This window comes from Asticcacaulis sp. P2_C5 (assembly GCF_056404555.1).
This window is the reverse complement of the sequence record NZ_JBFUDU010000007.1, coordinates 157464-179649: the sequence shown is the minus strand read 5'-3', so window position 1 is coordinate 179649 and position 22186 is coordinate 157464. Positions and strand designations below refer to the sequence as shown.

The following is a 22186-nucleotide window of genomic DNA, read 5'->3' as shown; positions in this document are numbered from 1 at the left end:
GTTCATCTGACGGAATTGAGAACTTAATCTTTCGTAACGGGCTTATGGGATCAAGGCTAATTTTTTGGCGACGTCCGTACGTTCCTGTGTTAATACGTAACCATATAGTTACGTATTTTTGAGGTTGGCATGACGGCGGCGATGAAAAAGGTGGTCGAAGAGGACGCGGTCGACGTCTTCCGCGCCATTGCCGATCCAACGCGGCGGGCGCTTATCGACGCCCTGCGCGACGGCCCCAGGCCCGTCAATAGCCTGGCCGAAGCCTTTCCGGTTTCACGTCCGGCCATTTCCAAACATCTGCGTATCCTGCGCGAATCCGGTGTGGTGACGGAAACCCGCCAGGGACGCGAACGCATCTACCGGCTTAAGCCAGCCACGCTCAGGCCGATCGATCACTGGATCCTGACCTATCGCCGCTTCTGGCAAGGTCATCTCGATGCCTTGAAACAGTATATGGAGACAAACCCCGATGCCTGAACCATCCGCCCGCGCCATCGCCGATGTCCAGGCCGGCCTTGTCCTGGCCACCGTCGATATCAAGGCGCCGATCGAGCGTGTCTTTGCCGCCCTGACCGACCCGGCCCAATTGCCGCAATGGTGGGGCTCGGACGACCTGTACCGGACGACAGCCATGACTGCCGACCTGCGCGAAGGCGGCGAATGGCGGAGCAGCGGCGTCGGCCAGGATGGCAGCGCGTTCAGCGTCGGCGGTGTCTACACACTTGTCCAGCCGCCACATCGCCTCGACCTGACGTGGAAGCCCGACTGGGAAAGCTTCGAAAGCCAGGTCAGCTATAATCTCAGGTCGATCGACGGCGGTACCCGGGTCACGGTACGCCACAGCGGCTTCGGCGATCACGCCGAATCCTGCGCCGGTCATGCTAATGGCTGGGAGCGCGTACTGGGCTGGCTCGACGGCTGGCTGGCGCCGCACGAGGCCGCTCAACAGCCGGTCTTCGTCATGCGCCTGCTGGCGCCGCGTCCCACCTTTCCGTTCGACGCCACCGCGGAGGAAATGGCCGACATGCAGGCGCACAGCCGCTACTGGGCGGATTTTGTCTCGAAGGGGCTGGTCGTGGCCATCGGTCCGGTGGCGGACGGCGCCGGAGCCCATGGTCTCGGCATTGTGCGCGGCATGAGCGAGGCCGAACTGACGGCCGCGCAGGGCCAGGATCCGGTCATACTGGCTGGCCGCGGTTTCCGTTTCGAAAATGCCCCGATGCTGAGCCTGTCGGTACCGTAAGTATTTTTGAACCTCAGGCTGCAGCCGCCTTGGGTTTGCGCAATTGCAGCCAGATGCCGGCCACCAGGATCAGCAGCAAGACCACACGCACCGGCGCCAGTTCTATCGCTTCAGGCGACGGAGCGAACGGCTTGGCCGCCGGAAAACGCGTCAGGGTTTCGGTCGTGGTGAAGAACCACAGGAAGAAATAGCTCAGCGACAGGCAGATCACCTCGACCTTGTGCGAAAACGGCAGCCAGCGTGCGACAGCGGCGATCAACAGAATAACCGCCATGAAAATGGTGACCGCGTGCGGCGGTCCGAAACCGCCATGGTGGAAGATGAACAGACCTGTGAGGGTACCGATCATCGCGGTGGCCCAATAGGCCTTGCCCAGCGGGTTTTTCAGGTCGATCGTCCCCTTGACCAGGAACAGGTAAAGTCCCAGCAGCACCGGCGCCAGGCTGACGATGGTATGGGCCGCGCCATAGGTGGTAATATGGCTGGGAACAAAAATGGGTGCACTGACCATGGTACTGTTCTCCTGAGAATAGACTTATGGGAATACCACTATGCGCTGCGCATTATGGACTGTCCAGATTGCCGGCAGCCGCCGTTGACGTAAATATTATCGCCTATTTTCGCACAATCTTCTCTGGTCGCGTTGAAAATGACACCGGTTTCCTATACGACGAAATAAGGGATCGTCAGAATTCCGCATAGAGCAAAACGGGGAACCAGTTGTACACGTCCAGCGTCATCCTGGACCAGATCACCAAGTCGTTTGGCCAGGGTCATGGTGGCCAGGGCCGAAACGGCCGTACGGATGTCATCAAGGGCGTTTCGCTCGACATCGGCAAAGGGGATCTGGTCGTATTCGTCGGCCCGTCCGGGTGCGGCAAGTCCACGCTTCTGCGCCTGATCGCCGGGCTGGAAACGCCCTCCTCCGGCACCATTACCATAGCCGGCCAGGACGTCACCCACGCCCATCCGTCGAAACGCGGCGTGGCCATGGTGTTCCAGTCCTATGCCCTGTATCCGCACATGACGGTCGAGGACAATATCGGTTTCGCCCTGAAGATCAAAGGCGTGCCCGCCATCCAGGTCAAGGCGCGGGTGCGCGAGGTCGCCGAGATACTGCAACTCGACGCCCTGCTGCATCGCCACCCCAAGGCCCTGTCGGGCGGACAGCGACAGCGCGTCGCCATCGGCCGCGCCATGGTCCGCGAACCCGACGTCTTCCTGTTCGATGAGCCCTTGTCCAATCTCGACGCCGCCCTGCGCGGGCAGATGCGTATCGAGATCGCCCGCCTGCATGCCAAGCTGGGCGCCACGTCGATCTATGTCACCCACGACCAGGTCGAGGCCATGACCCTGGCCGACAAGATCGTCGTGCTCAATGCCGGCCGCATCGAGCAAGCCGGTGCGCCCATGGAGCTGTACCGCAATCCGGCCAACCTGTTTGTCGCTACCTTTATCGGCTCGCCGCGCATGAATATCCTGCCGGTGAAGATCGCCGGCGCCACGGCCGACAGCGTCACCGTTACGACATCCCAGGGCCGGATCACCTTACCACGTCTCGGCGTAACCACAATACTGAACAGCGACGCCAGCCTGGGCATTCGCCCCGAAGGGCTCAGCCTGATGACACCTGAGGCCGATCGAAAAGGCGATCTTTGGGGTTATGTCTCGCTGATCGAGCGCATGGGCGGCGAAACCTTCGCCTATATCGCCCTGAAGGAGGTTGATGCGCCCCCATTGATCGTCAAGCTGGACGGCGAGGTCGAACTGATCATCCACCAGGAGGTCCACCTGCGCATCGATCCGACACGCACCCATCTGTTCGACACGCAGGGTGTAACGCTTGGTCGCATCCCGGCAGGAAAGGCCTGAGCCATGTATGGCAATCGGCTGACCGGATCGCTTTATGTCCTGCCCTTCGTCATCGGCTTCCTGGCCTTTACGGCGTTTCCGTTCGTCGCCTCTTTCGTGCTCAGCCTGACCGACGCCCAGCTCCAGGACCAGCTCGGAGCCGCCCATTTCACCGGCCTGCATAACTACGTGGCCATGGCGGGCGATGCGACCTTCCACAAGTCGCTGGCCATGACCTTTCTCTATGTCTTCATTACGGTGCCGCTGAAGCTGGCCTTCGCCCTGCTTATCGCCGTGGTGCTGAACTACAAGCTGCGCGGCATCGGTTTTTTCCGCACCGCCTTCTACCTGCCGTCGATCCTGGGCGGCAGTGTCGCGGTCGCCGTGGTCTGGCGCTTCGTCTTCGCCGGCGACGGCCTGATCAACCAGTTTTTGCACCAGCTGGGCTTCGGCGGCGTCAACTGGCTGGGCGAACCCGGTACGGCCATGTTCTCCATCGTCCTGCTGCGCCTGTGGGAATTCGGCTCAGCCATGGTCGTCTTCCTGGCCGGACTGAAGGCTATTCCGCAGGACCTCTACGAAGCCGCCGATCTTGACGGCGCCCCGCGCTGGCAGCAATTCGCCTTGATCACCCTGCCCCTGCTGACTCCGGTCATCTTCTTCAACCTGATCATGCAGATCGTCCAGGCCTTCCAGGAGTTTAACGGCCCCTACATCATCACGGGCGGGGGTCCGATGAAGTCGAGCTACTTCCTGCCGCTGATGGTCTATGAAGAAGCCTTCAAATATTTCAATGTCGGCTATTCCAGCGCTCTGTCGTGGGTGCTGTTCGTCATTATCGCTGTCTTTACCGGCCTGGCCTTCCGCCTGCAGAAGCGCTGGGTCTTCTACGCCGAGAACCGCACGGAGGATGAGCAATGACATCCCCGTCAACAACTCCGTCCTGGCGCCGCCACCTGCCGCTGATCACCAACGTCACGCGTTACGGCGTGCTGATCGTCATCGGCTTCCTGATGCTGTATCCCCTGCTGTGGATGATCGGCTCGGCCTTCAAGAACAATCACGATATCTTTTCCAGCATCGGCTTTATCCCGGCCCATCCGACGGCGGACGGCTTCAAAAGCGGCTGGAAGACCTCGACCGAATACAGTTTCGGCCACTATCTGATCAACACGATGGAGATCGTCATCCCCAAGGTGATCGTCACCGTCATCTCGTCGGTCATTGTCGCCTATGGCTTTGCGCGCTTCGCCATTCCGGGCCGGAAATGGCTCTTCGGACTGCTGATGGCGACCGTATTGCTGCCCAAGAGCGTCCTGTTGATCCCGCAATATCTGATGTTCCGCCAATTCGGCTGGCTCGACACCTATTTCCCGCTCTATGTCCCCCAGGCCTTCGCGGTAGAAGGTTTCTTTGTCTTCCTGATTATCCAGTTCATGCGCACCCTGCCGCGTGACATGGAGGAAGCCGCAGTCATGGACGGTTGCAATTCCTTCCAGGTCCTGACCCTGGTGGTCTGTCCGGTCATCCTGCCGGCCATCATCTCGGTCGCCCTGTTCCAATTCATGTGGAGCATGAACGACTTCGTCCAGCCGCTGATCTACCTGTCCAGTGTCGAAAAATATCCCGTCTCCCTGGCGCTCAAGATGTCGATCGACGTCACCGAGGCGACCAACTGGAACGAGATCCTGGCCATGTCGACCATTGCGCTGGCACCGTCGCTGATCCTGTTTTTCGCCGCCCAGAAATACTTTGTCGAAGGCATTACGTCCGGGGCTGTCAAGGGATGATCGGCCGTCGGAAAATTCTAACCGGACTTGGTGCCGCGGCTCTTTCCGGTTGCGGGCTTTCCAGTTGCGGACCGGCGGACACCAAGCCCGGACGCAAGAATGCCATTGTCCGCTTGCGCATGAGCTGGTGGGGTGGTTCGTCGGCGCACAAGGCGACCTTGGCCGCGCTCGAGGCCTTTATGACGCGCTATCCGCATATAGAGGTCAAGGGCGAGTATACCGGCTTTATCGGCCATCTCGAACGGCTGACGACCCAGATCGCCGGCAATACCGCCCCCGACCTGATGCAGATCAACTGGTATTGGCAGGCGCTGTTTTCGCGCGACGGCACGGGGTTTTTCGACCTCAACCAGATGTCCGACATCATCGATTTTTCGCAGTACGATGCGCGCTCCTTAAGCATGGGCGACAGCCACGGCCGCCGCGACGCCCTGTCAGTGTCCAATGCGGCGCGCCTGTTCTATGTCAACAAGACCACCTTCGACAGGGCGGGTCTCGATGTGCCCACGACCTGGGAAGGGCTGGTCGCCTCGGGCCTGGCCATGCGCGACCGGCTGGGTCCGGCCTATTACCCGATCGACATGACCTTTCAGGACCTGGCCGGCCTGACCCGGGCCTATGTCGTGCAGAAGACCGGCAAGCCCCTGGTTGACGACACGGCAAAGCAGCTGAACTGTACCCCCGACGACATGGCCGAAATGGCCTGGCTATACGCCGAGATGGTTCGCAAGCACAGCCTGGCCAATGCCCGCTATCGTGCCTCGTTCGGCAATGTCGCCCAGCAGGAAATGCGGCCGTGGATCAACGGCGAATTCGCCGGCGCCTATCAGTGGAACTCGGCCATCGACAAATATGTCGATACGCTGAAACCGGGGCAGCAGATGGTCCTGGCACCCTATCCGATGCGCGCCGGCGCCAGCGATGCCGGGCTGCTGTACCGCCCGGCGATGATGTTCTCGATCAACCGCCTGACGAAACATCCGGAAGAAACGGCGCTACTGCTGAACTTCCTGATGAACGACCCTGAGGGCGTGCGCGCCATGGGCCTGAAGCGCGGCATTCCGGTATCGGCCGCGGCGCGCAAGGTCCTGGCCGCCGACGGCGAGCTGACCGGCCTGAAACAGCAGAGCGAGGAGCAGATCGCCACCTTGCCGATTCACGTGACGGAAAGCCCGTGGTTCGAGCATCCGCGTGTCCGCGACGGCTTTCAGGACATCTTCGAGATGCAGGGCTATGGCCGCCTGACGGAAAAGGAGGCCGGCCGCCGGCTGTATGACGACATCAATGGCATTCTTCAGCGGGTGGTCCGGTGATGGTCATATTCGCCATGGGTTTGTCACCCCTCCGTCCGTCCCGTTGGTTCGTGCAACGCCATGACGGCACGTCGTCTACAGTGGAATTTTTGGCCACGAAAAGCACGAAAAAACGAAAAGCACGAACAGGACTTGCGGATAGACCCGCGCGACCTGTTCCCCGAAGCTTTAGCGAAGGGGAAAGCGCCTTAATTCGAGCAGGCCGCATCGTGATCGATTGCCCTTCGGGCGGAATAGTTTTTAGTGCTGCCCCCTTCGTGCTTTTCGTTTTTTCGTGCTTTTCGTGGCCAAAAATTCCACAGCCGACGACGTGCCGTCACTGCGTTGAACGAACGTCTTCACGTAGCTGTCAGCGCCTGGAAATCGCAAAAAACCTGCGGATAAATCCTTCGATCAGCGAAAGCATCCCGGGGCTGCCATGTCTCTGATCCTCATCTGTACCACGCCGTTTGGCTTGACCGTCGAGATCACCGACGGCAGTTGTTTCGAGAGCGACACAACGCGCGATATCCTGGTCGATGGCGCCCACGCCATGACCACAAAGCGCAATGTCGTCACCCTGCGCGGTCTCAAGCCCGACACAGCCTACAAAATTACTGCCGCCGGCAAGACCCTGAAGGCCCGCACAGCCAAGATCAGCGTCATCCTCAAGCCGGAAGATTTCGGCGCAAAAGCCGATGGCGTCACGGACGACACCCGCGCCCTGCAGGCGGCGTTGTCGGCTTGTCCGGACCATGCCGTAGTTCGCCTGACCGGCAGCTATGCCAGCGGGCCGCTGTTCCTGAAAAGCCGTAGCCATCTTGAAATTTCCGGGCAACTTCTCGGCCTGCGCGACATTGCGCAATGGCCTATCCTGCCGGGCAGCCTCTATGACCCCGATGGTCGCGAAACCGCGTGGCTCGGATCCTGGGAAGGCGAGCCCAAGGGCTGTCACGCCGCCCTGCTCAACATCCTGTCGGCCACGGACGTAACCATCTTCGGCGAGGGCCTGATCGACGGCCGCGCCGGCAAGGACACCTGGTGGGCGCACCCGAAGCAACCCTATGGCAGTTGGCGGCCGCGCCTGATCTTCGCCGTCGACAGCCAAAACCTGGTCTTCGAAGGCTTTTCCCTGGCCAACAGCCCGTCGTGGAACCTGCATCCGCTGCATTGCCAACAGGTGACGGTGGCCAATCTCAATATTTCCGCCCCGGCCGACAGCCCCAATACCGACGGCTGCAACCCGGAAAGCTCGCAAGATGTCCGGATCGCCGGCATCCATTTCACGGTCGGCGATGACTGTATCGCCCTAAAATCCGGCAAGATCGCCATGGCGAAGAAGGCGCTGCGACCGACACGCCGTGTGAACATCAGCAATTGCTGGATGGAAAAGGGCCATGGCGGTGTCGTTCTCGGATCGGAAATGGCCGCCGGCATCTCGGACGTAACGGTGTCCAGCTGTCTTTTTACCGGCACGGACCGCGGCGTGCGCATCAAGACGCGGCGCGGACGCGGCAAGGATGCCATTATCCGCAATGCCCGCTTCGACAATATCGTCATGACGGACGTCGGCACGCCCTTTGTCATTAACAGCTTCTACTGGGCCGATTCCGACGGCAAGACCGACTATGTCGCCGACCGCCATGCCCGGCCAGTCGATGACGGCACGCCTTCCCTGGGCGGGTTTCACCTGACCAACATCCGCTGCACCGGCGTGCGCCACGCCGCCGTCTATCTGCTGGGCCTGCCGGAAATGCCGATCGACGGCATCGAAATCGACCGCCTCTCGGCCCGTTTCGATCCGGAGGCCACGGCTGAGGCGCCCGACATGGCGGCCTCGATTACGCCCGTCGCCCGGATGGGTGTCTATATCTGCAATGCCCGCCATATCCGCCTGAAGGATCTCGATATCGAAGGTCAGTCGGGTGATCGCGTGCGGCTGGAGAATGTATCATGATCGTCCTGCCGAAAATCCCCACCGATGTTGTCGCCGCTCCCCTGCAGCGCAGTTTTACCCTGGAAGCCTCGGCGATCAATGCCCTGGTACCGTTTGGCGATGCCGCCACGTACCTTACGGCCTATCTGCGCGCCTGGATGCCTTATCGCGATTTCTGGAACTACGAAGACGGCATGATCTGGAAGGGCGCGCTCGATCTCTATACGGCTTTGGGCGACAATGCCCTGCTCGACTTCGTCACGACCGAGGTGTCGGCGCGCGTCAGCCCGGCAGGCGCTATCGCCAGCTTCCGTCCCGACGAATATAATATCGACGGCGTTCATGCCGGTAAGGTGCTGCTGCCGCTGTGGGAACTGACCGGCGACGACCGCTACCGCCGCGCCATGGACGTGCAATGGTCGCAACTGGAAAGCCATCCGCGCACCCACAGCGGCAATTACTGGCACAAGCAGATCTATCCGTGGCAGGTATGGCTCGACGGACTGTATATGGCGCAGCCGTTCCAGGCGCAGTTTGCCCGCGTCACCAGCAATCCCAACCTGGTCGGCGACATGGTGCGCCAGTTCCTCAATGCCGACCTGCACATGAAGGACGCCACCACGGGCCTGTCGTACCACGGCTGGGACGAGTCGAAGACCGAGCGCTGGGCCGATCCCGTGACCGGCTGCTCACCCTGTTTCTGGGGCCGCGCCATGGGCTGGTGGGTCATGGCCCTGGCCGATGCCCATGACGTGATGCCGCGCGATGAACTGGCCCGCCTGCTGCGTGGCAGCCTGACGGCCCTGCTGGCCGTGCGCTCGCCCAGCGGCCTGTGGTACCAGGTGCTGGACCAGGGATCGCGCGACGGCAATTATGAAGAGGCTTCGGCGTCGCTGATGATCGCCTACGCCCTGATGAAGGCGGCGCGGCTGGGCGTTGTCCACCCCGACGCCGGACGGGCAGGCTACACGGCGTTGCAAGCGGTATGCGCACGGTTTCTGACCGCCCATGCGCTGGACGGTATTTGCGGTGTTGCCGGATTGGGCAATATCCCTTATCGCGACGGCAGCTACGCCTATTACCTGTCGGAAAAGATTACGCCCAACGACCCCAAGGGCGTCGGCGCCCTGATGATGGCCCTAAGTGAAGGACTACAGAATGGATATTGAGACCATAGCGCAGCGCTTTGTCACCGCCCGCAAGACGGGCATGGCCCTCCCCGGCTATCCCGGCGAGGTGCCACAGACCCTGGACCAGTCCTATGCCATCCAGGATCGCGCTATCGCCCTGTGGAACCGGCCCATCATCGGCTGGAAGATTGGCCGCCTGAAGCCGGAATTCCAGCCGGTCCACGGCACCGAACGCCTGGCCGGGCCGATCTTTGCCCCGACCCTGAAGCTGTATGACGGCGAGGAGGTCACCGTGCCGGTCTATACCGGCGGCTTTGCCGCTGTCGAAGCCGAATATGTCTTTCGTATCGATCACGATGCCGATCCGGACAAGACCGAATATAGCGAAGAAGAGGCCCTGCGCCTGATCGACGCCGTCTTCGCCGGGATCGAGATGGCCGGCTCACCCCTGCCGACGATCAACACACTGGGACCCGCCGTGACCGCGTCAGACTTCGGCAACAATTTCGGCTTGATCCTGGGCGCACGGCTGGCGGAGTTCGATTCCGACACCGCGCCGGCCGCGCTGAACGCAGACCATCTCAAGGCCTTCACCGCCAAGACCGAGATCGACGGTCAGGTCGTGGGCGAAGGCGGCCTGTTCACCATGCCCGGCGGTCCGCTGAAGGCTATAGCCTGGCTGGCCGGTCACCTGGCGGCGCGCGGCAAGCCTCTGACAAAAGGTCAGCTGATATCTTCCGGCGCCACCACCGGCATTCATGAGATCTACGCCGGCAGCCGCTCGATCGTCACCTATTCCGGCCCTCACGACGAGGTGGTGCTAAAACTCGCCACGGCCGCCGCAACCCCGCAAAACAGCGAGCTTGGTTAACCGCGCCTTCAACAAAAGTTGCAAAAATAACGCAGGGCCCAGCGAAAGGATCACCGGAATGCCACCGGTGTCATTTTTGACGGAACCACGCCTTGTCACCTCAGAAAATCTATGTCTTACTTTGGACATCATTCGGAGCCGCCTGGGCATACCGCCTTGTGACACCGGTGTCATTAAAACCGCCAAAGATCAACCGCACTAAAGCGGTGGCAAAACGGGGAGTACAACCACATGACCACAACCGCCAACGCTAAAGTTGCGTCCAAAACATTCCTGCGTCTCGGAGTTTCATTAACCGCCGTCGCCATCGGCGCGGGTGCCTTTGCGCTGCCGGCCATGGCCCAGGATACCGCACCGGCGGCCGGCACGACCGACGACACCACCGTCGTCGTCGTCACGGGCTTCCGCGGCTCGCTGCAAAGCTCGATCAGCGCCAAGAAAAAAGAAAACATGATCGTCGATGTCATCAAGTCCGAAGACATCGCGGCCTTTCCCGATCTGAACCTGGCTGAAAGCCTGCAGCGCATTCCCGGCGTCGCCATCGACCGTGACGGCGGCGAAGGCCGCTCGATCACCGTTCGCGGCCTCAATTCGGAATTCACCCGCGTCCGCCTGAACGGACTGGAAGCCCTGGCCACGGCCGGCGGCAAGGACAATTCCGGCGGCGCAAACCGTAGCCGCGGCTTCGACTTCAACATCTTCGCCTCGGACCTGTTCAACTCGCTGACCGTGCGCAAGTCGCTGGCCGCCGAGATCGAAGAAGGCAGCCTGGGCGCCACCATCGATATGCAGACCGCCCGCCCCTTCGACTACAAGGGCTTCACCATGGCGGCGTCGGGCCAGATCGGCTACAACGACCTGTCGCGCGACAACAGCCCGCGTGGCACCTTCCTGATCTCGAACCGCTGGGCCGATGGCCGCCTGGGTGCCCTGTTCTCGGTCGCCTACGGTGAGCGCCTCGCCCAGGAAGAAGGCCCCAATACCGGCCGCTGGGAAAACGGCCGCGGCAGCTTCGATACCGTGTCTCCGGGCGCGTCTTCGGGCTTCCGCTTCAAGAACTACAGCACCACGGGCGCTGCCGGCCCCTTCATCGCCATCCCGGCTTGTAACTCGGCAGCGGCCTGCCCGGCCCTGACGCCCGGCAGCGACGCTCAGAAGATTACCGACGCCCTGCACCCGCGTATTCCGCGTTATTCGCGCATGATCACCGATCAGAAGCGCCTGGGCATGACCGCGTCGTTCCAGATGCGTCCGAACCCCAACACCACCATCAGCCTGGACGGTATGTACGCCACTTACGGCGCCAACCGCGAAGAATATGAAATTGAAGCCATCAGCTTCAGCCGTGCCGGCCAGGGCACGCCCCAGACCAGCATCTACGACTATACGATCGACAGCGAGCAGAACATCGTCAAGGGTTCGTTCAACAATGTCGATATCCGTTCGGAACACCGCTTCGACGAACTGCTGACCACCTTCAAGCAGGCGACCATCACCTGGGATCAACGCTTCGGTGACAAGCTGAGCATGAAGGCCCTGATCGGCGGCTCGACCTCGCTGCAGGACAACCCTGAACAGACCACCTTTACCTTCGACGCCTATGACGTTCAGGGCTATTCCTACGACTACACCAACTCGCGCGCGCCGGTCTTCAACTATGGCACCAAGAACGGCTTCACCATCGACCAGGCCGGTTACTGGAGCTATACGCCGAACGTCACGGCCAATGCCAATACGCAACCGGCCGCCGGCTCGGCCCTGGGCGACGCCAGCCTGATCCGTATCCGTCCGCAAAGTGTCGAAAACCGCTTCAACACGGCCAAGGTCGACTTCGTCTATGACGCCACCGACTCGCTGACCTTCAAGTTCGGCGGTTCGCGCAAGTCCTACGACTTCACCAGCGTCGAATTCGGCCGCTATACCTTCAACCCGCTGACCCGTGACGAAGCCTCCAACAACAACTATTCGGCCGGCCTCAACACCCTGCTCAGCACCAATCTGGCGCAGTATTCCCAGACCGTCACGGTCGCCGGCAATACCTACCTGATCCCCAATCTCGACGCCATCCGCGACACGACGCACTTCGACTGCCGCTGCACCAACAGCTACGGCACCTTTACGGTCAATACGCAGAACGGTTCGTCGCGCGCCAACAACCGTGATGCGCACGAAATCGATACGTCCAGCTACATCCAGGGCGATTTCGAACATGAATTGATGGGCCTGACCTTCCGCGGCAATCTGGGCGTTCGCTACGTGTCGACCGAACAGACGACGACGGGCATCATTGGCAAGGGCACGACGCTCATCCCGACGACGATCCACCGCAAGTACAAGGATACGCTGCCGGCCCTGAACGTCATGGTCGAGCCGGTCAAGAACCTGTTCGTCCGCTTTGCGGCCTCGAAGACCATGGCGCGTCCGACCCTGGTCAGCCTGTCGCCCGGCGGCTCCATCTCCACCACGCCCGGCAACAACACGCTGAGCCTGGGCAATCCGTTCCTCGATCCGGTTCGCGCCAATACCCTGGACCTGAGCTTCGAATACTATCCCGATAAGGACAGCCTCTACACGGTCAGCCTGTTCCAGAAGGACATCACGTCCTACATCCAGAACCAGGTCATCAAGAAGACGTGGGGAGACACCGGTCTCGACACGGCGGCCCTGGGCGTCACGGCCACGGATGACGTCACCGTCACCCAGCCGATCAACACCCCGGGCGGTATGCTGAAAGGCTATGAAATCAGCCTGCAGAAGCCGTTCACCTTCCTGCCGGGCCCACTCAAGCACTTCGGCGGTATCATCAACTACACCCACGTCGAATCGCAGATCAACTACGTCGTTGCCTCGACCGCGACCACGGTGACCTACCGCAAGGCCAACCTGCTCAACCTGTCGCCGGAATCGCTGAACGCCACACTGTACTATGAAAACGACGCCTTCGCGGCCCGTGTTTCCTATGCCTACCGTGCGCCTTACATCTCGATCATCCTGCCCGGCTCGGGCGCCGACTTCCAGGGCAAGAACGCCACCAAGAACATCGACGCCCAGTTCACCTATAAGCTGAACTCGCACTTCACCCTGACGCTTGAAGGCATCAACCTGACCGACCAGGCCGACGATCGTAACGACCAGTACAATACGATCCAGGGCAATACCGGCCAGGACGTGCTGCTCGACTACGCAACCTCGGGCCGCCAGATCTATGCCGGCGTCCGCTATAAGTATTGATATAGCTTAAGCTTTTACCTCCTCTGTGATACCTGGCGCCGGAGCAATCCGGCGCCTTTTTTATTGTTGTTTTTTTGATGACTCCCAAGTCGAGCGAGAAACCTTTGACCAGGCCATACTGACAGCCACATGAAGCCGTTCGCGCGACTCAGTGGATGCACATCTTCGACAGTGGAATTTTGGATCACGAAAAGCTCGAAAAGCAGAAAAGCACGAATATCAGGGTTGAAAATTCTCCCGCGCAAAGCGCCTACATTTTGCGGCTGAGGTCACGAGCTCTATTGAATGCCCTTCGGGCGATATAGGATCAGCCCACTCCATTCGTGCTTTTCTGCTTTTCGAGCTTTTCGTGATCCAAAATTCCACAACTGAAGACGTGCCGTCACTACGCGAACCATTTACACTCGCTTGGCAGCTACGTTTTTCGAGCTTAAGCGCGGCATAGGCGGCAATCTGTGCTCGCTCTTGCGCACATAATGACACCGGTGGCAAAATTGGCTTGCGCGAGGCCGGAATTCGCACAAATATCGGTTTGCTCAGGCAAAATTTCTCGACCCGGCGGTCGTGACTCTATAAAACGCCAGCGTCCCAGGAAAAAACAGGTTCAACGAAAATGATCAAAGATAGAATGGCGGTTCTGGCCGCCCTTATGGATCAGGGTGTCATCCCGGTCTTTTATCACAAGGATCCCGAGATCTGCATCAAGGTGATCGAAGCCTGCTCGGCCGGTGGCGCCAAGTGCATCGAATTCACCAATCGCGGCGACTTCGCCAGTTATACCTTTCTCGACGTCACCCGCCATTTCGACAAGCATGACCCCAGCGTCATCATGGGCGTCGGCTCGATCGTCGATGCGCCGACCGCCGGGATCTACATCGCCAATGGCGCCAAGTTCGTCGTCGGTCCCATACTGAACGCCGACGTCGCCAAGGTGTGCAACCGGCGCAAGATCCCCTATTCGCCCGGCTGCGGCTCGGCCTCGGAAATTTCCTATGCCGAGGAACTGGGTTGCGAGATCGTCAAGGTCTTTCCGGGCACCCAGGTCGGCGGCCCGGAATTCGTCAAGTCGGTCCTGGGTCCAATGCCGTGGACGCGTATCATGCCAACGGGCGGGGTCGATCCCGACGAAGCGTCGGTCAAGGCCTGGTTCGGCGCCGGTATCGTCGCCGCCGGTATGGGCTCCAAGCTGATCACCAAGGAATTGCTGGATGCCGGCGACTATAAGGGCATCGAAAACAAGGTCCGCGAGACCGTGCAACTCATCAAACGCGTCAGGGGCAAGGCATAATGGTCGACAATATACTCACTATCCGCAGCGAAGCTGAAACCAAATGGGACTGCGCGTCCTTCGGCGAAGTGATGCTGCGCTTCGATCCAGGCTTCGGCCGCGTGCGCAACGCCCGGACCTTCAATGTCTGGGAAGGCGGCGGCGAATACAATGTAGCCCGCGCCATGAAGAAGTGCTGGGGCAAGCGCGCCACGGCCGTCACGGCCCTGCCGGTCAATGACCTGGGCTGGCTGGTCGAGGACCACATCATGCAAGGCGGGGTCGACACGTCGCACCTGATCTGGCGCGAGTTCGACGGCCTGGGCCGCAACACCCGCGTCGGGCTGAACTTCACCGAAAAGGGCTTCGGCGTACGCCCGGCGCTCGGCTGTTCAGACCGCGGCCACACCGCCGCCTCGCAGATCCGCCCCGGCGAAGTGAACTGGGAAAAGCTGTTCGGTGAGGAAGGTGTGCGCTGGTTCCACACCGGCGGCATCTTCGCCGCCCTGGCGCCCAATACGTCGGAAGCCGTCATCGAAGCTGTGGAAATCGCCCGCAAATACGGCACCATCGTTTCCTACGACCTGAACTATCGCGCCAGCCTGTGGAAGTCGCAGGGCGGCAAGCCGGGCGCGCAGAAGATCAACCGTCACATCGCCAAATATGTCGACGTTATGATCGGCAATGAGGAAGACTTCACCGCCTGCCTCGGCTTTGAGGTCGAGGGGCTGGACGAGCATATCAGCGCCATCGACCCCGGCAATTTCAAGAAGATGATCGAAACGGCGGTCAAGGAATTCCCCAACTTCAAGGTCGCCGCAACGACCCTGCGCAACGCCAAGACGGCGTCGATCAACGACTGGTCGGCCATCCTGTATGCCGGCGGCGAGTTCTACGCTTCGATGATGCGCGAGAACCTGGAAATCTACGACCGGGTCGGCGGCGGTGACGGCTTTGCCTCGGGCCTGGCCTATGGCTTCCTCGAAGGCAAGGGCCCGCAGGCGGCCGTCGAATACGGCGCGGCCCACGGGGCGCTGGCCATGACGACGCCCGGCGACACCTCGATGGTGCGCAAGGAAGAGGTCGAAGCGGTCATGAAGGGCAAGGGCGCCCGGGTTATCCGCTAATGAGCTCGCCCGTCGTCTGTTTCGGAGAATTGCTGATCCGCCTGACGGCGACGGGCGGACACCCGTTGTTTATCCTGCCCACCCTGGAACCGTTTATCGGCGGGGCTGAGGCCAATGTCGCCATGGCCCTGCAACGTCTCGGCCACCCCGCGCGCATGGTCAGCGTCGTGCCGGATAATGCCCTGGGTCAAGGCGCAGTCCAGGAGTTGCGGCGTTGGGGTGTCGACGTCAATGCCGTCGCAACGGGACCAGGACGCATGGGGCTGTATTTTCTGACGCCCGGTGCCATCCACCGCCGCGCCGACATCATCTATGACCGCGCCGCCTCGGCCTTTGCCCAGGCGCGTTTTTCACGCTTCAACTGGCCGCGTCTGCTCAAGGGCGCCTCGTGGCTGCATGTCTCGGGCGTGACGGCGGCCTTGGGCAAGTCGTGCTTTGCGGCAGCGCTCAAGGCCATGGAAACGGCGCGGGAGCGCGGTATCAAGGTCTCGTTCGACTGCAACTACCGCCCCAAGCTGTGGGAAACCTGGGCGGGCGATGCGGGCGAGGGCGCCCCGGGGTTGATCGGCCAGCTGATGGCCCAGGCCGACCTGATCTTCGGCGGTTATCGCGATATCGAGCTGATCAGCGGTGAGACCTTCGAAGGCGACGCCGGCAGCGTGGCGCGCGAACGGGCCGCCGCCGATCATGCCTTTGCGCGGTTTCCCTATCTCGAACGCCTGGTCAGCACCTGTCGGACCCAGGTCAGCGCCGACCATAACCGGCTGTCGGGCCAGATGTTCACGCGCAGCCAGTCGATGGAAACGCGAACCTACGACCTGACGGGCATTATCGACCGTATCGGCGGCGGCGACGCCTTTGCCAGCGGGGTTCTGCACGGCATTTTACGCGGTGACGACGATGGTGCGGCGCTGGATTACGGTATCGCCTGCGGCTGCCTGAAACACGCCCTGCCCGGCGATATCAGCCTGGCTACCCACGAGGACCTGGTCGATTTCCTCAGCGAAGGCAGCTTCGACGTCCGGCGTTGAGGTGGCGGCTTTAATCAGCGTTCGGCAACACCTTTTGTGTGAGCACTGATTTTACAGTATTTTTCAACGCGGAAAGCGCGGAAAAGTCGGAAAGACGCAGAAATTTTCGGTTTTTGCTTCTACCGCGCGAAGCGCTTTACTTGAATGGAACGAGCGCCCTTCGGGCAAGAGCTTTGGGCAAGAGCTTTTTCGTCTGCTTTTTTTTCCGCGTTTATCCGACTTTTCCGCGCTTTCCGCGTTGAAAATTGCAGTAAATTCAAAATATTACGCGGTAGTCAATGCCATCGGCAGGCCAACAGTATTGAAGACGCACCAGCATTACGCCTTGGGCGTTACGACCTTGTCGACATTGAAGCGCGTGAAGTCGTGATACCCAGGGCGGGCCTTGGCGTAGATGCGTTGCGCCATCTCGACACCCCAGTCCTGTTTCATCAGGCTCTTGTACAGCGGCGTACAATATTTGTTGCGCCCCTGGCCGGTGAGGAATTCCTCAATCGCCGGCATGGCCGGCAGATAGTGGTGCTTGATCGACAGTTGCAGCCATTCGAACAGGATTTCCGAATTGTGGCTGCGGGTGAAGTTGAACTGGGCATCGAGCATCGCCATCTGGTCGACAGTCAGGCTGTCCGGCAGCTGACGCAACAGATTGACCCATTGCGAGGTGCCAAAGTCGGTCACGTCCAGGGATTTCACGTCGCCACCGGCGCCAAAGGCCTGGGCCTGGGCCGTCACCTTGTCGAGCAGGGGTGAGGTCGGCACCACGACATTGTCGGGCAGGCCGGGTTCGTACAGCCACTGGTGAATCTTCAACTGCTTTTCCAGCTCGGTGTCGTTGTGCAGCAGGTGGCTGCGCAGATCCTCGACAAAGGCGTCGGTCGTCATGCTCTGGAAGGCGTAGCGCTTGAAATAGTCTTTGAGATAAGCGTCGAGCTTCTTGCGCCCGAAATGGGCCTCCAGCATGCGCAGGAAGGCTGCACCTTTTTCATAAGGGATATCCGAAAAGTAGTCGTCGGGGTTGACGCCTTTCAGGTCCGGATGCAGGCGCGTGAAATCGGGCCGAGTGGCGTTGAGGTCGGTCAGGGTCGATTGCAGATCCTGATAGCCCAGCACCTTGAGCATGTCGGCGTCGTCCTTGCCGTAGACCTGCTCCATGATGCGGTTTTCGAAATAGACCGTAAAACCTTCGTTGAGCCAGAAGTCTTCCCAGGTGGCATTGGTGACCAGATTACCCGACCAGCTGTGGGCCAGTTCGTGGGCGATCAGCGACACAAGCGAGCGGTCGCCGGCGATGACGGTCGGCGTGGCAAAGGTCAGGGTCGGGTTTTCCATGCCGCCATAGGGGAAGCTGGGTGGCAGGACCAGCACGTCGTAACGGCCCCACTTGTACGGTCCGTACAGCTTTTCGGCGGCATCGAGCATCGACTGCATGTCGGCGAACTCGTAGGCGGCCTTGTCCAGCATGACCTTTTCAGCAAAGACGCCGGTACGGGTGCCTTCGGCCTTGAAGCCGATATCGCCGATGGCAATCGCCATCAGATAGGGCGCGATGGGCTGGTCCATCTCGAACCGGAAGGCGTGTTGCGAGCTATGGCCCGGGACGGCTTCGCCATCGGGCGTCAGCTGTTTGGCGGCCATGATCGCGACCAGGTCGGACGGTACGACTATACGCGCCGAAAAGGTCTGGCGGATGGAGGGAGAATCCTGGGTCGGAATCCAGGTCCGGGTATGGATTTCTTCGCCCTGGCTGAACAGGAAGGGCTTCTGCTTGCCGGCGGTCTGGGACGGGTCGAGCCATTGCAGGGCTGTGCCCTGGGGTGTGGTCTGGTAATGGACGATGACCTTCTGGGCGCCCTGGGGCAGTTCGATAGTCAGCGGCCGGCCCATCATGGCGTCACCCTGGCCGAGGGTATATTTCAGCGGTGCCCCGGAGGCGTCCGTGACCTGCTGGATATCGAGGGCGCGGGTATCGAGGATGACCTGCTTGGCGTTGGCTTCCGTCTCCAAGGTCAGGGCAGCCGTACCTTTTAGGATCTTCTTGGTGAAGTCGGCGGTCAGGTCGAGATCGACGTGACTGACGCGGGCTTCCTGGGGCCTGGCAAAGGAATGATCATCAATTGTGCGCTCGACCATGGCTTTCGGGTCGTTGTCGGCACGCACCTTGGGTGTACAGGCCGTCAGGGGCAGGGTTGCTGCCGTGACAAGGCAGAGGGCTGTCAGTACAGCACCGGCACGTCGCAGTAGGGTCCCGCCAGCCTTGAAGTTCATGCCTACTCCCGCACAGAGGTGTTACACCTTGTAACGGATAAAGGCGTCATCACACAACTGTGAAATTTCCTGATGAATTCATATAAAAAGCCTCCGGGTCAAGGGTGCTTGCACCCTTGCCGCCGGAGGCTATTCTTAGGACTTCTCGGACTTACGCGCGACCGCGGCGCTTGAACTGTGCGCCTTCGGTCCGGGCCTTGGGGGCTTCGGAGTAGTGCGCTGGATTGGTGTTGCCCTTGAAGCCGCCGGTCTTCGGACCGCGATTGGCCGGCTTAGGGCCGCGCGCATCGCCACGATATTCGGGCTTCGGGCCACGGCTGTCCGGGCGTTCGGCGCGATGCTCGGGCTTGGGACCGCGAGCATCGGTGCGTTCACCGCGAAACTCCGGCTTGGGGCCACGTGTGTCGGGACGACCTTCGCCACGCGGCGCGAAATCTCGCTTCTCACCGCGGAACTCGGGCTTCGGACCGCGCGGAGCGTCCTTATCCCAGGCCTTCTTGAAAGGCTTCTTGGCCGCGGCGGGAGCGCCGGCAGCGGCGGCCGGACGTTCAACGGCCATCGGATCGTAGCGATCGACGCGCGGTTCAGCGTTAAACGGCTTGCGGTCGCCGAAAGTCTTGCCGCCTGGTCCCTTGCCACCCGAACCCGAGCGATTGCGGCTGCGCTTGTGCACGTTTTCCGCATCCGGATCGCTGTGGCGCGCCTCGCCTTCGCCGCGTTCGCTGGAGCGCCAGCCCTTGCCAGGCTTCGGATCGCCCTTCTTGCGATGTTCCGGCAGACGGTCGGGCGTGGTCGGCTTTTCGGTCACGCCCGAGGCCAGGATGGCTTCGTCGAGCAGCTTCAGCGCCTGGTCCTTGCGGCGGTCGAACGACGGGATGCGCTGGCGCGTCACGCGTTCGATGTCCTTGAGGAACTTGCGTTCATCATCCGAGCACAGGGTGATCGAGATGCCCGACTTGCCGGCGCGCGCCGTACGGCCAATGCGGTGGACATAGGCTTCCGGCACGTTCGGCAGCTCGTAATTGATGACGTGGCTGATATTGTCGACGTCGATGCCGCGGGCGGCGATGTCGGTGGCGACCAGGGCGCGCAGCTTGCCGGCCTTGAAGGCCTGCAGGGCGCGTTCACGCTGCGACTGGTTCTTGTCACCATGGATGGCGGCGCACTCGACGCCACCGGCTTGGAGATAGGCGGCGACGCGGTCGGCGGCGCGCTTGGTCCGCGTGAAGACCAAGGTGCGCGCCAGGGCGTCCTCGACGTACATTTCACTCAGCAGGGCACGCTTGCGCAGGGCTTCGACGAAGATGACGCTCTGTTCGACACGTTCGGCGGTCGTCGCTTCCGGCGTGATTTCGACCTTCTTGGGGTCGGTCAGCAGTTCCGAAGCCAGAATGCCGATTTCCTTCGGCATGGTGGCCGAAAAGAACAGGTTCTGACGCTTGCCCTTCATGCGCGAAGCGACCTGGCGGATCGGCTTGACGAAGCCAAGGTCCAGCATCTGGTCGGCTTCGTCGAGGACGAAATATTCGACGGCGGACAGGTCGACGGTCTTTTGTTCGATATGGTCGATCAGGCGGCCGGGGGTGGCGACCAGGATATCGAGGCCACCCAGCAGGGCCTTATATTGCGGGCCGTACTTGACGCCGCCGTAGATGGTCGCGATCTGCAGGCCCATGCCCTTGGAATAGGTCTTGAAGCTCTCGGCGATCTGCGACGCCAGTTCGCGCGTCGGCGACAGGATCAGCGTGCGCACCATCTTGGGCGACGGCAACTTGCGGTTCGACAGGAGGTGCTGGATGATCGGCAGGGCAAAGGCGGCGGTCTTGCCTGTGCCGGTCTGGGCGATACCCAGCAGGTCGTGGCCTTTCAGCAGGCTGGGTATGGCCTGGGCCTGGATGGGAGTAGGTGTATGGTAGCCTTCGCGCTCGAGCGTCAGCAGCAGGGTGGGCGACAGGCCCAGGTCAGCAAAGGTACCGGAAAAGGTTTTGGTCACGTAGCGTGCTTTCAAAAATGAAGGGCACGGACCTGAGACACGCCATACGAGACATGCAAAACGGTCCGCGCCCGCGCCTGTGATGTCACAGGCCGGGTGGGAACGAAGCAAGCGCGTGTACGGACTTCGAAAGGTTTTCAGGCAGGCCACCCATAGTGGGTCGCCTTGAGTAGCTGGCGGTATGTACTCGGTGACGAGCATACCTCACGCGGCCAGACGGTGCGCCGAGTGGTGGCGCGTAAAATTGTTTCGCGGGTGCGAAGACGGCCATATGCCCACAAGTTCTGGCAAAGTCAAGAGGCATAAGGCTTTGCGTTGCGATTGAGAACCCAGGTTATTAGAATACCTTGCAAACCCTTTATAAACCAAGCGGGGGTACAGTTTGAATCGTTAGGCTGTAGTGACATATTGAGAAAGCCACGCGTTCCAGAAAAATATCGTATTTGATTGAGCCATTCGCCATGTCTTCGTTACCGCAACCTTCGGGAAAAGCCGAAATCATCATGCCGGATCAGTATGCCGACCGGCGTGCGGAGCCGCGGTTTGCCTGCGACGATCGTGGCGCCATGCTGTTCCTGGCGACGAAGGAGATCGTCCCCTGCCGCATCATGGACCAGTCGGCTTCGGGTGCGCGGGTGTCGTTTGGCGCCATGGGCGACCTGACGGCGGAAATCTGGCTGATCGACCTCGACCAGAATACGGTGCGCTGCGGTACGGCCGCGTGGTCAATGCCCAACCGGATGGGTCTGAAATTTTCGCTGGTTCTGTCGCTGAAGCCGGGTGAGCCGAGGCCGGTCAAGGTACCGCAACCAGTCTATGACGCCTGGCTGAAACTGACAGCGCCCAAGGCCGAGACGCCGCCGGAAGCACCCGACGATGACGTGCTGTATTTCGATTGATTTGCTGAGCTTGGCGATCTGCTAGAAATTATGTTAGTATCGCGACATGAAAAAAGCTGTCCAGCCGCTTCCCACTGACACTGCCGACACCGTTGCCTACGACATATGGGCACGGCAGCAGATTGAGGCGACGGTGAAGGCTAAGGCCGAAGGTCGTCTGACCTACAGGCCGCTCAATGAGATTGCTGCAAAATACGGCTTCGATGAACCTTAGGTTTTCGAGCGCCGCTGAAGCGGACGAAATATCTTCGTTGAAAATA

18 protein-coding genes are annotated in these 22186 nt (G+C 60.8%); 15 read left to right on the top strand and 3 right to left on the bottom strand.

The window, feature by feature from the left end; all coding sequences use genetic code 11:
• Positions 1 to 129: 129 nt before the first annotated feature.
• Both AC1DXO_RS14150 and AC1DXO_RS14145 read left to right on the top strand, forming a co-directional pair.
• On the top strand, positions 130 to 477 hold the full coding sequence (locus tag AC1DXO_RS14150; protein WP_476978811.1) for an ArsR/SmtB family transcription factor: 348 nt from the start codon (positions 130 to 132) through the stop codon (positions 475 to 477).
• On the top strand, positions 470 to 1243 hold the full coding sequence (locus AC1DXO_RS14145) for an SRPBCC domain-containing protein (RefSeq protein WP_476978810.1): 774 nt from the start codon (positions 470 to 472) through the stop codon (positions 1241 to 1243). The genes AC1DXO_RS14150 and AC1DXO_RS14145 overlap by 8 nt, the downstream gene beginning before the upstream one ends.
• A gap of 13 nt (positions 1244 to 1256) precedes the next feature.
• Here AC1DXO_RS14145 and AC1DXO_RS14140 read toward each other — a convergent pair whose 3' ends face one another.
• The gene (locus AC1DXO_RS14140; RefSeq protein ID WP_476978809.1) at positions 1257 to 1754 is read right to left on the bottom strand and encodes a hypothetical protein; all 498 of its coding nucleotides are present in this window, start codon (positions 1752 to 1754) and stop codon (positions 1257 to 1259) included.
• 209 nt (positions 1755 to 1963) lie between these two features.
• Between AC1DXO_RS14140 and AC1DXO_RS14135 the strand changes: the two genes are divergently transcribed.
• From AC1DXO_RS14135 to AC1DXO_RS14085, 11 genes are all read left to right on the top strand, one after another.
• Complete coding sequence (locus AC1DXO_RS14135) at positions 1964 to 3115, top strand: ABC transporter ATP-binding protein (RefSeq protein ID WP_476978808.1); 1152 nt, start codon at positions 1964 to 1966, stop codon at positions 3113 to 3115.
• A gap of 3 nt (positions 3116 to 3118) precedes the next feature.
• Positions 3119 to 4015 (top strand): carbohydrate ABC transporter permease, encoded by an 897-nt coding sequence (locus AC1DXO_RS14130; protein ID WP_476978807.1) that lies wholly within the window; start codon positions 3119 to 3121, stop codon positions 4013 to 4015.
• Positions 4012 to 4884: a carbohydrate ABC transporter permease gene (locus tag AC1DXO_RS14125; protein WP_476978806.1), complete on the top strand. Its 873-nt coding sequence runs from the start codon at positions 4012 to 4014 to the stop codon at positions 4882 to 4884. The genes AC1DXO_RS14130 and AC1DXO_RS14125 overlap by 4 nt, the downstream gene beginning before the upstream one ends.
• On the top strand, positions 4881 to 6197 hold the full coding sequence (locus AC1DXO_RS14120; RefSeq protein WP_476978805.1) for an ABC transporter substrate-binding protein: 1317 nt from the start codon (positions 4881 to 4883) through the stop codon (positions 6195 to 6197). The genes AC1DXO_RS14125 and AC1DXO_RS14120 overlap by 4 nt, the downstream gene beginning before the upstream one ends.
• A gap of 418 nt (positions 6198 to 6615) precedes the next feature.
• The gene (locus AC1DXO_RS14115; RefSeq protein WP_476978804.1) at positions 6616 to 8133 is read left to right on the top strand and encodes a glycoside hydrolase family 28 protein; all 1518 of its coding nucleotides are present in this window, start codon (positions 6616 to 6618) and stop codon (positions 8131 to 8133) included.
• The gene (locus tag AC1DXO_RS14110) at positions 8130 to 9281 is read left to right on the top strand and encodes a glycoside hydrolase family 88/105 protein (RefSeq protein WP_476978803.1); all 1152 of its coding nucleotides are present in this window, start codon (positions 8130 to 8132) and stop codon (positions 9279 to 9281) included. Before AC1DXO_RS14115 ends, AC1DXO_RS14110 begins: the two co-directional genes overlap by 4 nt.
• Positions 9271 to 10113: a 2-keto-4-pentenoate hydratase gene (locus AC1DXO_RS14105; RefSeq protein WP_476978802.1), complete on the top strand. Its 843-nt coding sequence runs from the start codon at positions 9271 to 9273 to the stop codon at positions 10111 to 10113. Before AC1DXO_RS14110 ends, AC1DXO_RS14105 begins: the two co-directional genes overlap by 11 nt.
• Positions 10114 to 10344: 231 nt before the next feature.
• Positions 10345 to 13344, top strand: coding sequence for a TonB-dependent receptor (locus AC1DXO_RS14100; RefSeq protein ID WP_476978801.1), 3000 nt, complete (start codon positions 10345 to 10347; stop codon positions 13342 to 13344).
• A 613-nt stretch (positions 13345 to 13957) separates the two neighbouring features.
• Positions 13958 to 14632 (top strand): bifunctional 4-hydroxy-2-oxoglutarate aldolase/2-dehydro-3-deoxy-phosphogluconate aldolase, encoded by a 675-nt coding sequence (locus AC1DXO_RS14095; RefSeq protein ID WP_476978800.1) that lies wholly within the window; start codon positions 13958 to 13960, stop codon positions 14630 to 14632.
• A complete protein-coding gene (locus AC1DXO_RS14090) occupies positions 14632 to 15738 on the top strand; it encodes a PfkB family carbohydrate kinase (protein WP_476978799.1) in 1107 nt (368 codons plus the stop codon). The genes AC1DXO_RS14095 and AC1DXO_RS14090 overlap by 1 nt, the downstream gene beginning before the upstream one ends.
• Positions 15738 to 16769: a PfkB family carbohydrate kinase gene (locus tag AC1DXO_RS14085; RefSeq protein WP_476978798.1), complete on the top strand. Its 1032-nt coding sequence runs from the start codon at positions 15738 to 15740 to the stop codon at positions 16767 to 16769. Before AC1DXO_RS14090 ends, AC1DXO_RS14085 begins: the two co-directional genes overlap by 1 nt.
• A gap of 318 nt (positions 16770 to 17087) precedes the next feature.
• On the opposite strand, the gene AC1DXO_RS14080 is transcribed toward AC1DXO_RS14085, so the two are convergent.
• Both AC1DXO_RS14080 and AC1DXO_RS14075 read right to left on the bottom strand, forming a co-directional pair.
• Positions 17088 to 19034: a M1 family metallopeptidase gene (locus AC1DXO_RS14080; protein WP_476978797.1), complete on the bottom strand. Its 1947-nt coding sequence runs from the start codon at positions 19032 to 19034 to the stop codon at positions 17088 to 17090.
• Positions 19035 to 19185: 151 nt separating this feature from the next.
• Positions 19186 to 21027, bottom strand: a complete 1842-nt coding sequence (locus AC1DXO_RS14075) for a DEAD/DEAH box helicase (RefSeq protein WP_476978796.1) — start codon at positions 21025 to 21027, stop codon at positions 19186 to 19188.
• 461 nt (positions 21028 to 21488) lie between these two features.
• Here AC1DXO_RS14075 and AC1DXO_RS14070 point away from each other — a divergent pair, with 461 nt between their 5' ends.
• Positions 21489 to 21926, top strand: coding sequence for a hypothetical protein (locus tag AC1DXO_RS14070; RefSeq protein WP_476978795.1), 438 nt, complete (start codon positions 21489 to 21491; stop codon positions 21924 to 21926).
• Between the two features lie 46 nt (positions 21927 to 21972).
• Positions 21973 to 22140, top strand: coding sequence for a hypothetical protein (locus tag AC1DXO_RS14065; protein ID WP_476978794.1), 168 nt, complete (start codon positions 21973 to 21975; stop codon positions 22138 to 22140).
• The last annotated feature ends 46 nt before the right edge of the window (positions 22141 to 22186 follow it).

Coding starts and splice junctions, on each gene's coding strand:
- AC1DXO_RS14095 (WP_476978800.1), top strand. CDS start 13,958: ATGATCAAAGATAGAATGGCGGTTCTGGCCGCCCTTATGGATCAGGGT.
- AC1DXO_RS14110 (WP_476978803.1), top strand. CDS start 8,130: ATGATCGTCCTGCCGAAAATCCCCACCGATGTTGTCGCCGCTCCCCTG.
- AC1DXO_RS14120 (WP_476978805.1), top strand. CDS start 4,881: ATGATCGGCCGTCGGAAAATTCTAACCGGACTTGGTGCCGCGGCTCTT.
- AC1DXO_RS14115 (WP_476978804.1), top strand. CDS start 6,616: ATGTCTCTGATCCTCATCTGTACCACGCCGTTTGGCTTGACCGTCGAG.
- AC1DXO_RS14140 (WP_476978809.1), bottom strand. CDS start 1,754: ATGGTCAGTGCACCCATTTTTGTTCCCAGCCATATTACCACCTATGGC.
- AC1DXO_RS14145 (WP_476978810.1), top strand. CDS start 470: ATGCCTGAACCATCCGCCCGCGCCATCGCCGATGTCCAGGCCGGCCTT.
- AC1DXO_RS14150 (WP_476978811.1), top strand. CDS start 130: ATGACGGCGGCGATGAAAAAGGTGGTCGAAGAGGACGCGGTCGACGTC.
- AC1DXO_RS14080 (WP_476978797.1), bottom strand. CDS start 19,034: ATGAACTTCAAGGCTGGCGGGACCCTACTGCGACGTGCCGGTGCTGTA.
- AC1DXO_RS14125 (WP_476978806.1), top strand. CDS start 4,012: ATGACATCCCCGTCAACAACTCCGTCCTGGCGCCGCCACCTGCCGCTG.
- AC1DXO_RS14130 (WP_476978807.1), top strand. CDS start 3,119: ATGTATGGCAATCGGCTGACCGGATCGCTTTATGTCCTGCCCTTCGTC.
- AC1DXO_RS14090 (WP_476978799.1), top strand. CDS start 14,632: ATGGTCGACAATATACTCACTATCCGCAGCGAAGCTGAAACCAAATGG.
- AC1DXO_RS14105 (WP_476978802.1), top strand. CDS start 9,271: ATGGATATTGAGACCATAGCGCAGCGCTTTGTCACCGCCCGCAAGACG.
- AC1DXO_RS14100 (WP_476978801.1), top strand. CDS start 10,345: ATGACCACAACCGCCAACGCTAAAGTTGCGTCCAAAACATTCCTGCGT.
- AC1DXO_RS14065 (WP_476978794.1), top strand. CDS start 21,973: ATGAAAAAAGCTGTCCAGCCGCTTCCCACTGACACTGCCGACACCGTT.
- AC1DXO_RS14070 (WP_476978795.1), top strand. CDS start 21,489: ATGTCTTCGTTACCGCAACCTTCGGGAAAAGCCGAAATCATCATGCCG.
- AC1DXO_RS14085 (WP_476978798.1), top strand. CDS start 15,738: ATGAGCTCGCCCGTCGTCTGTTTCGGAGAATTGCTGATCCGCCTGACG.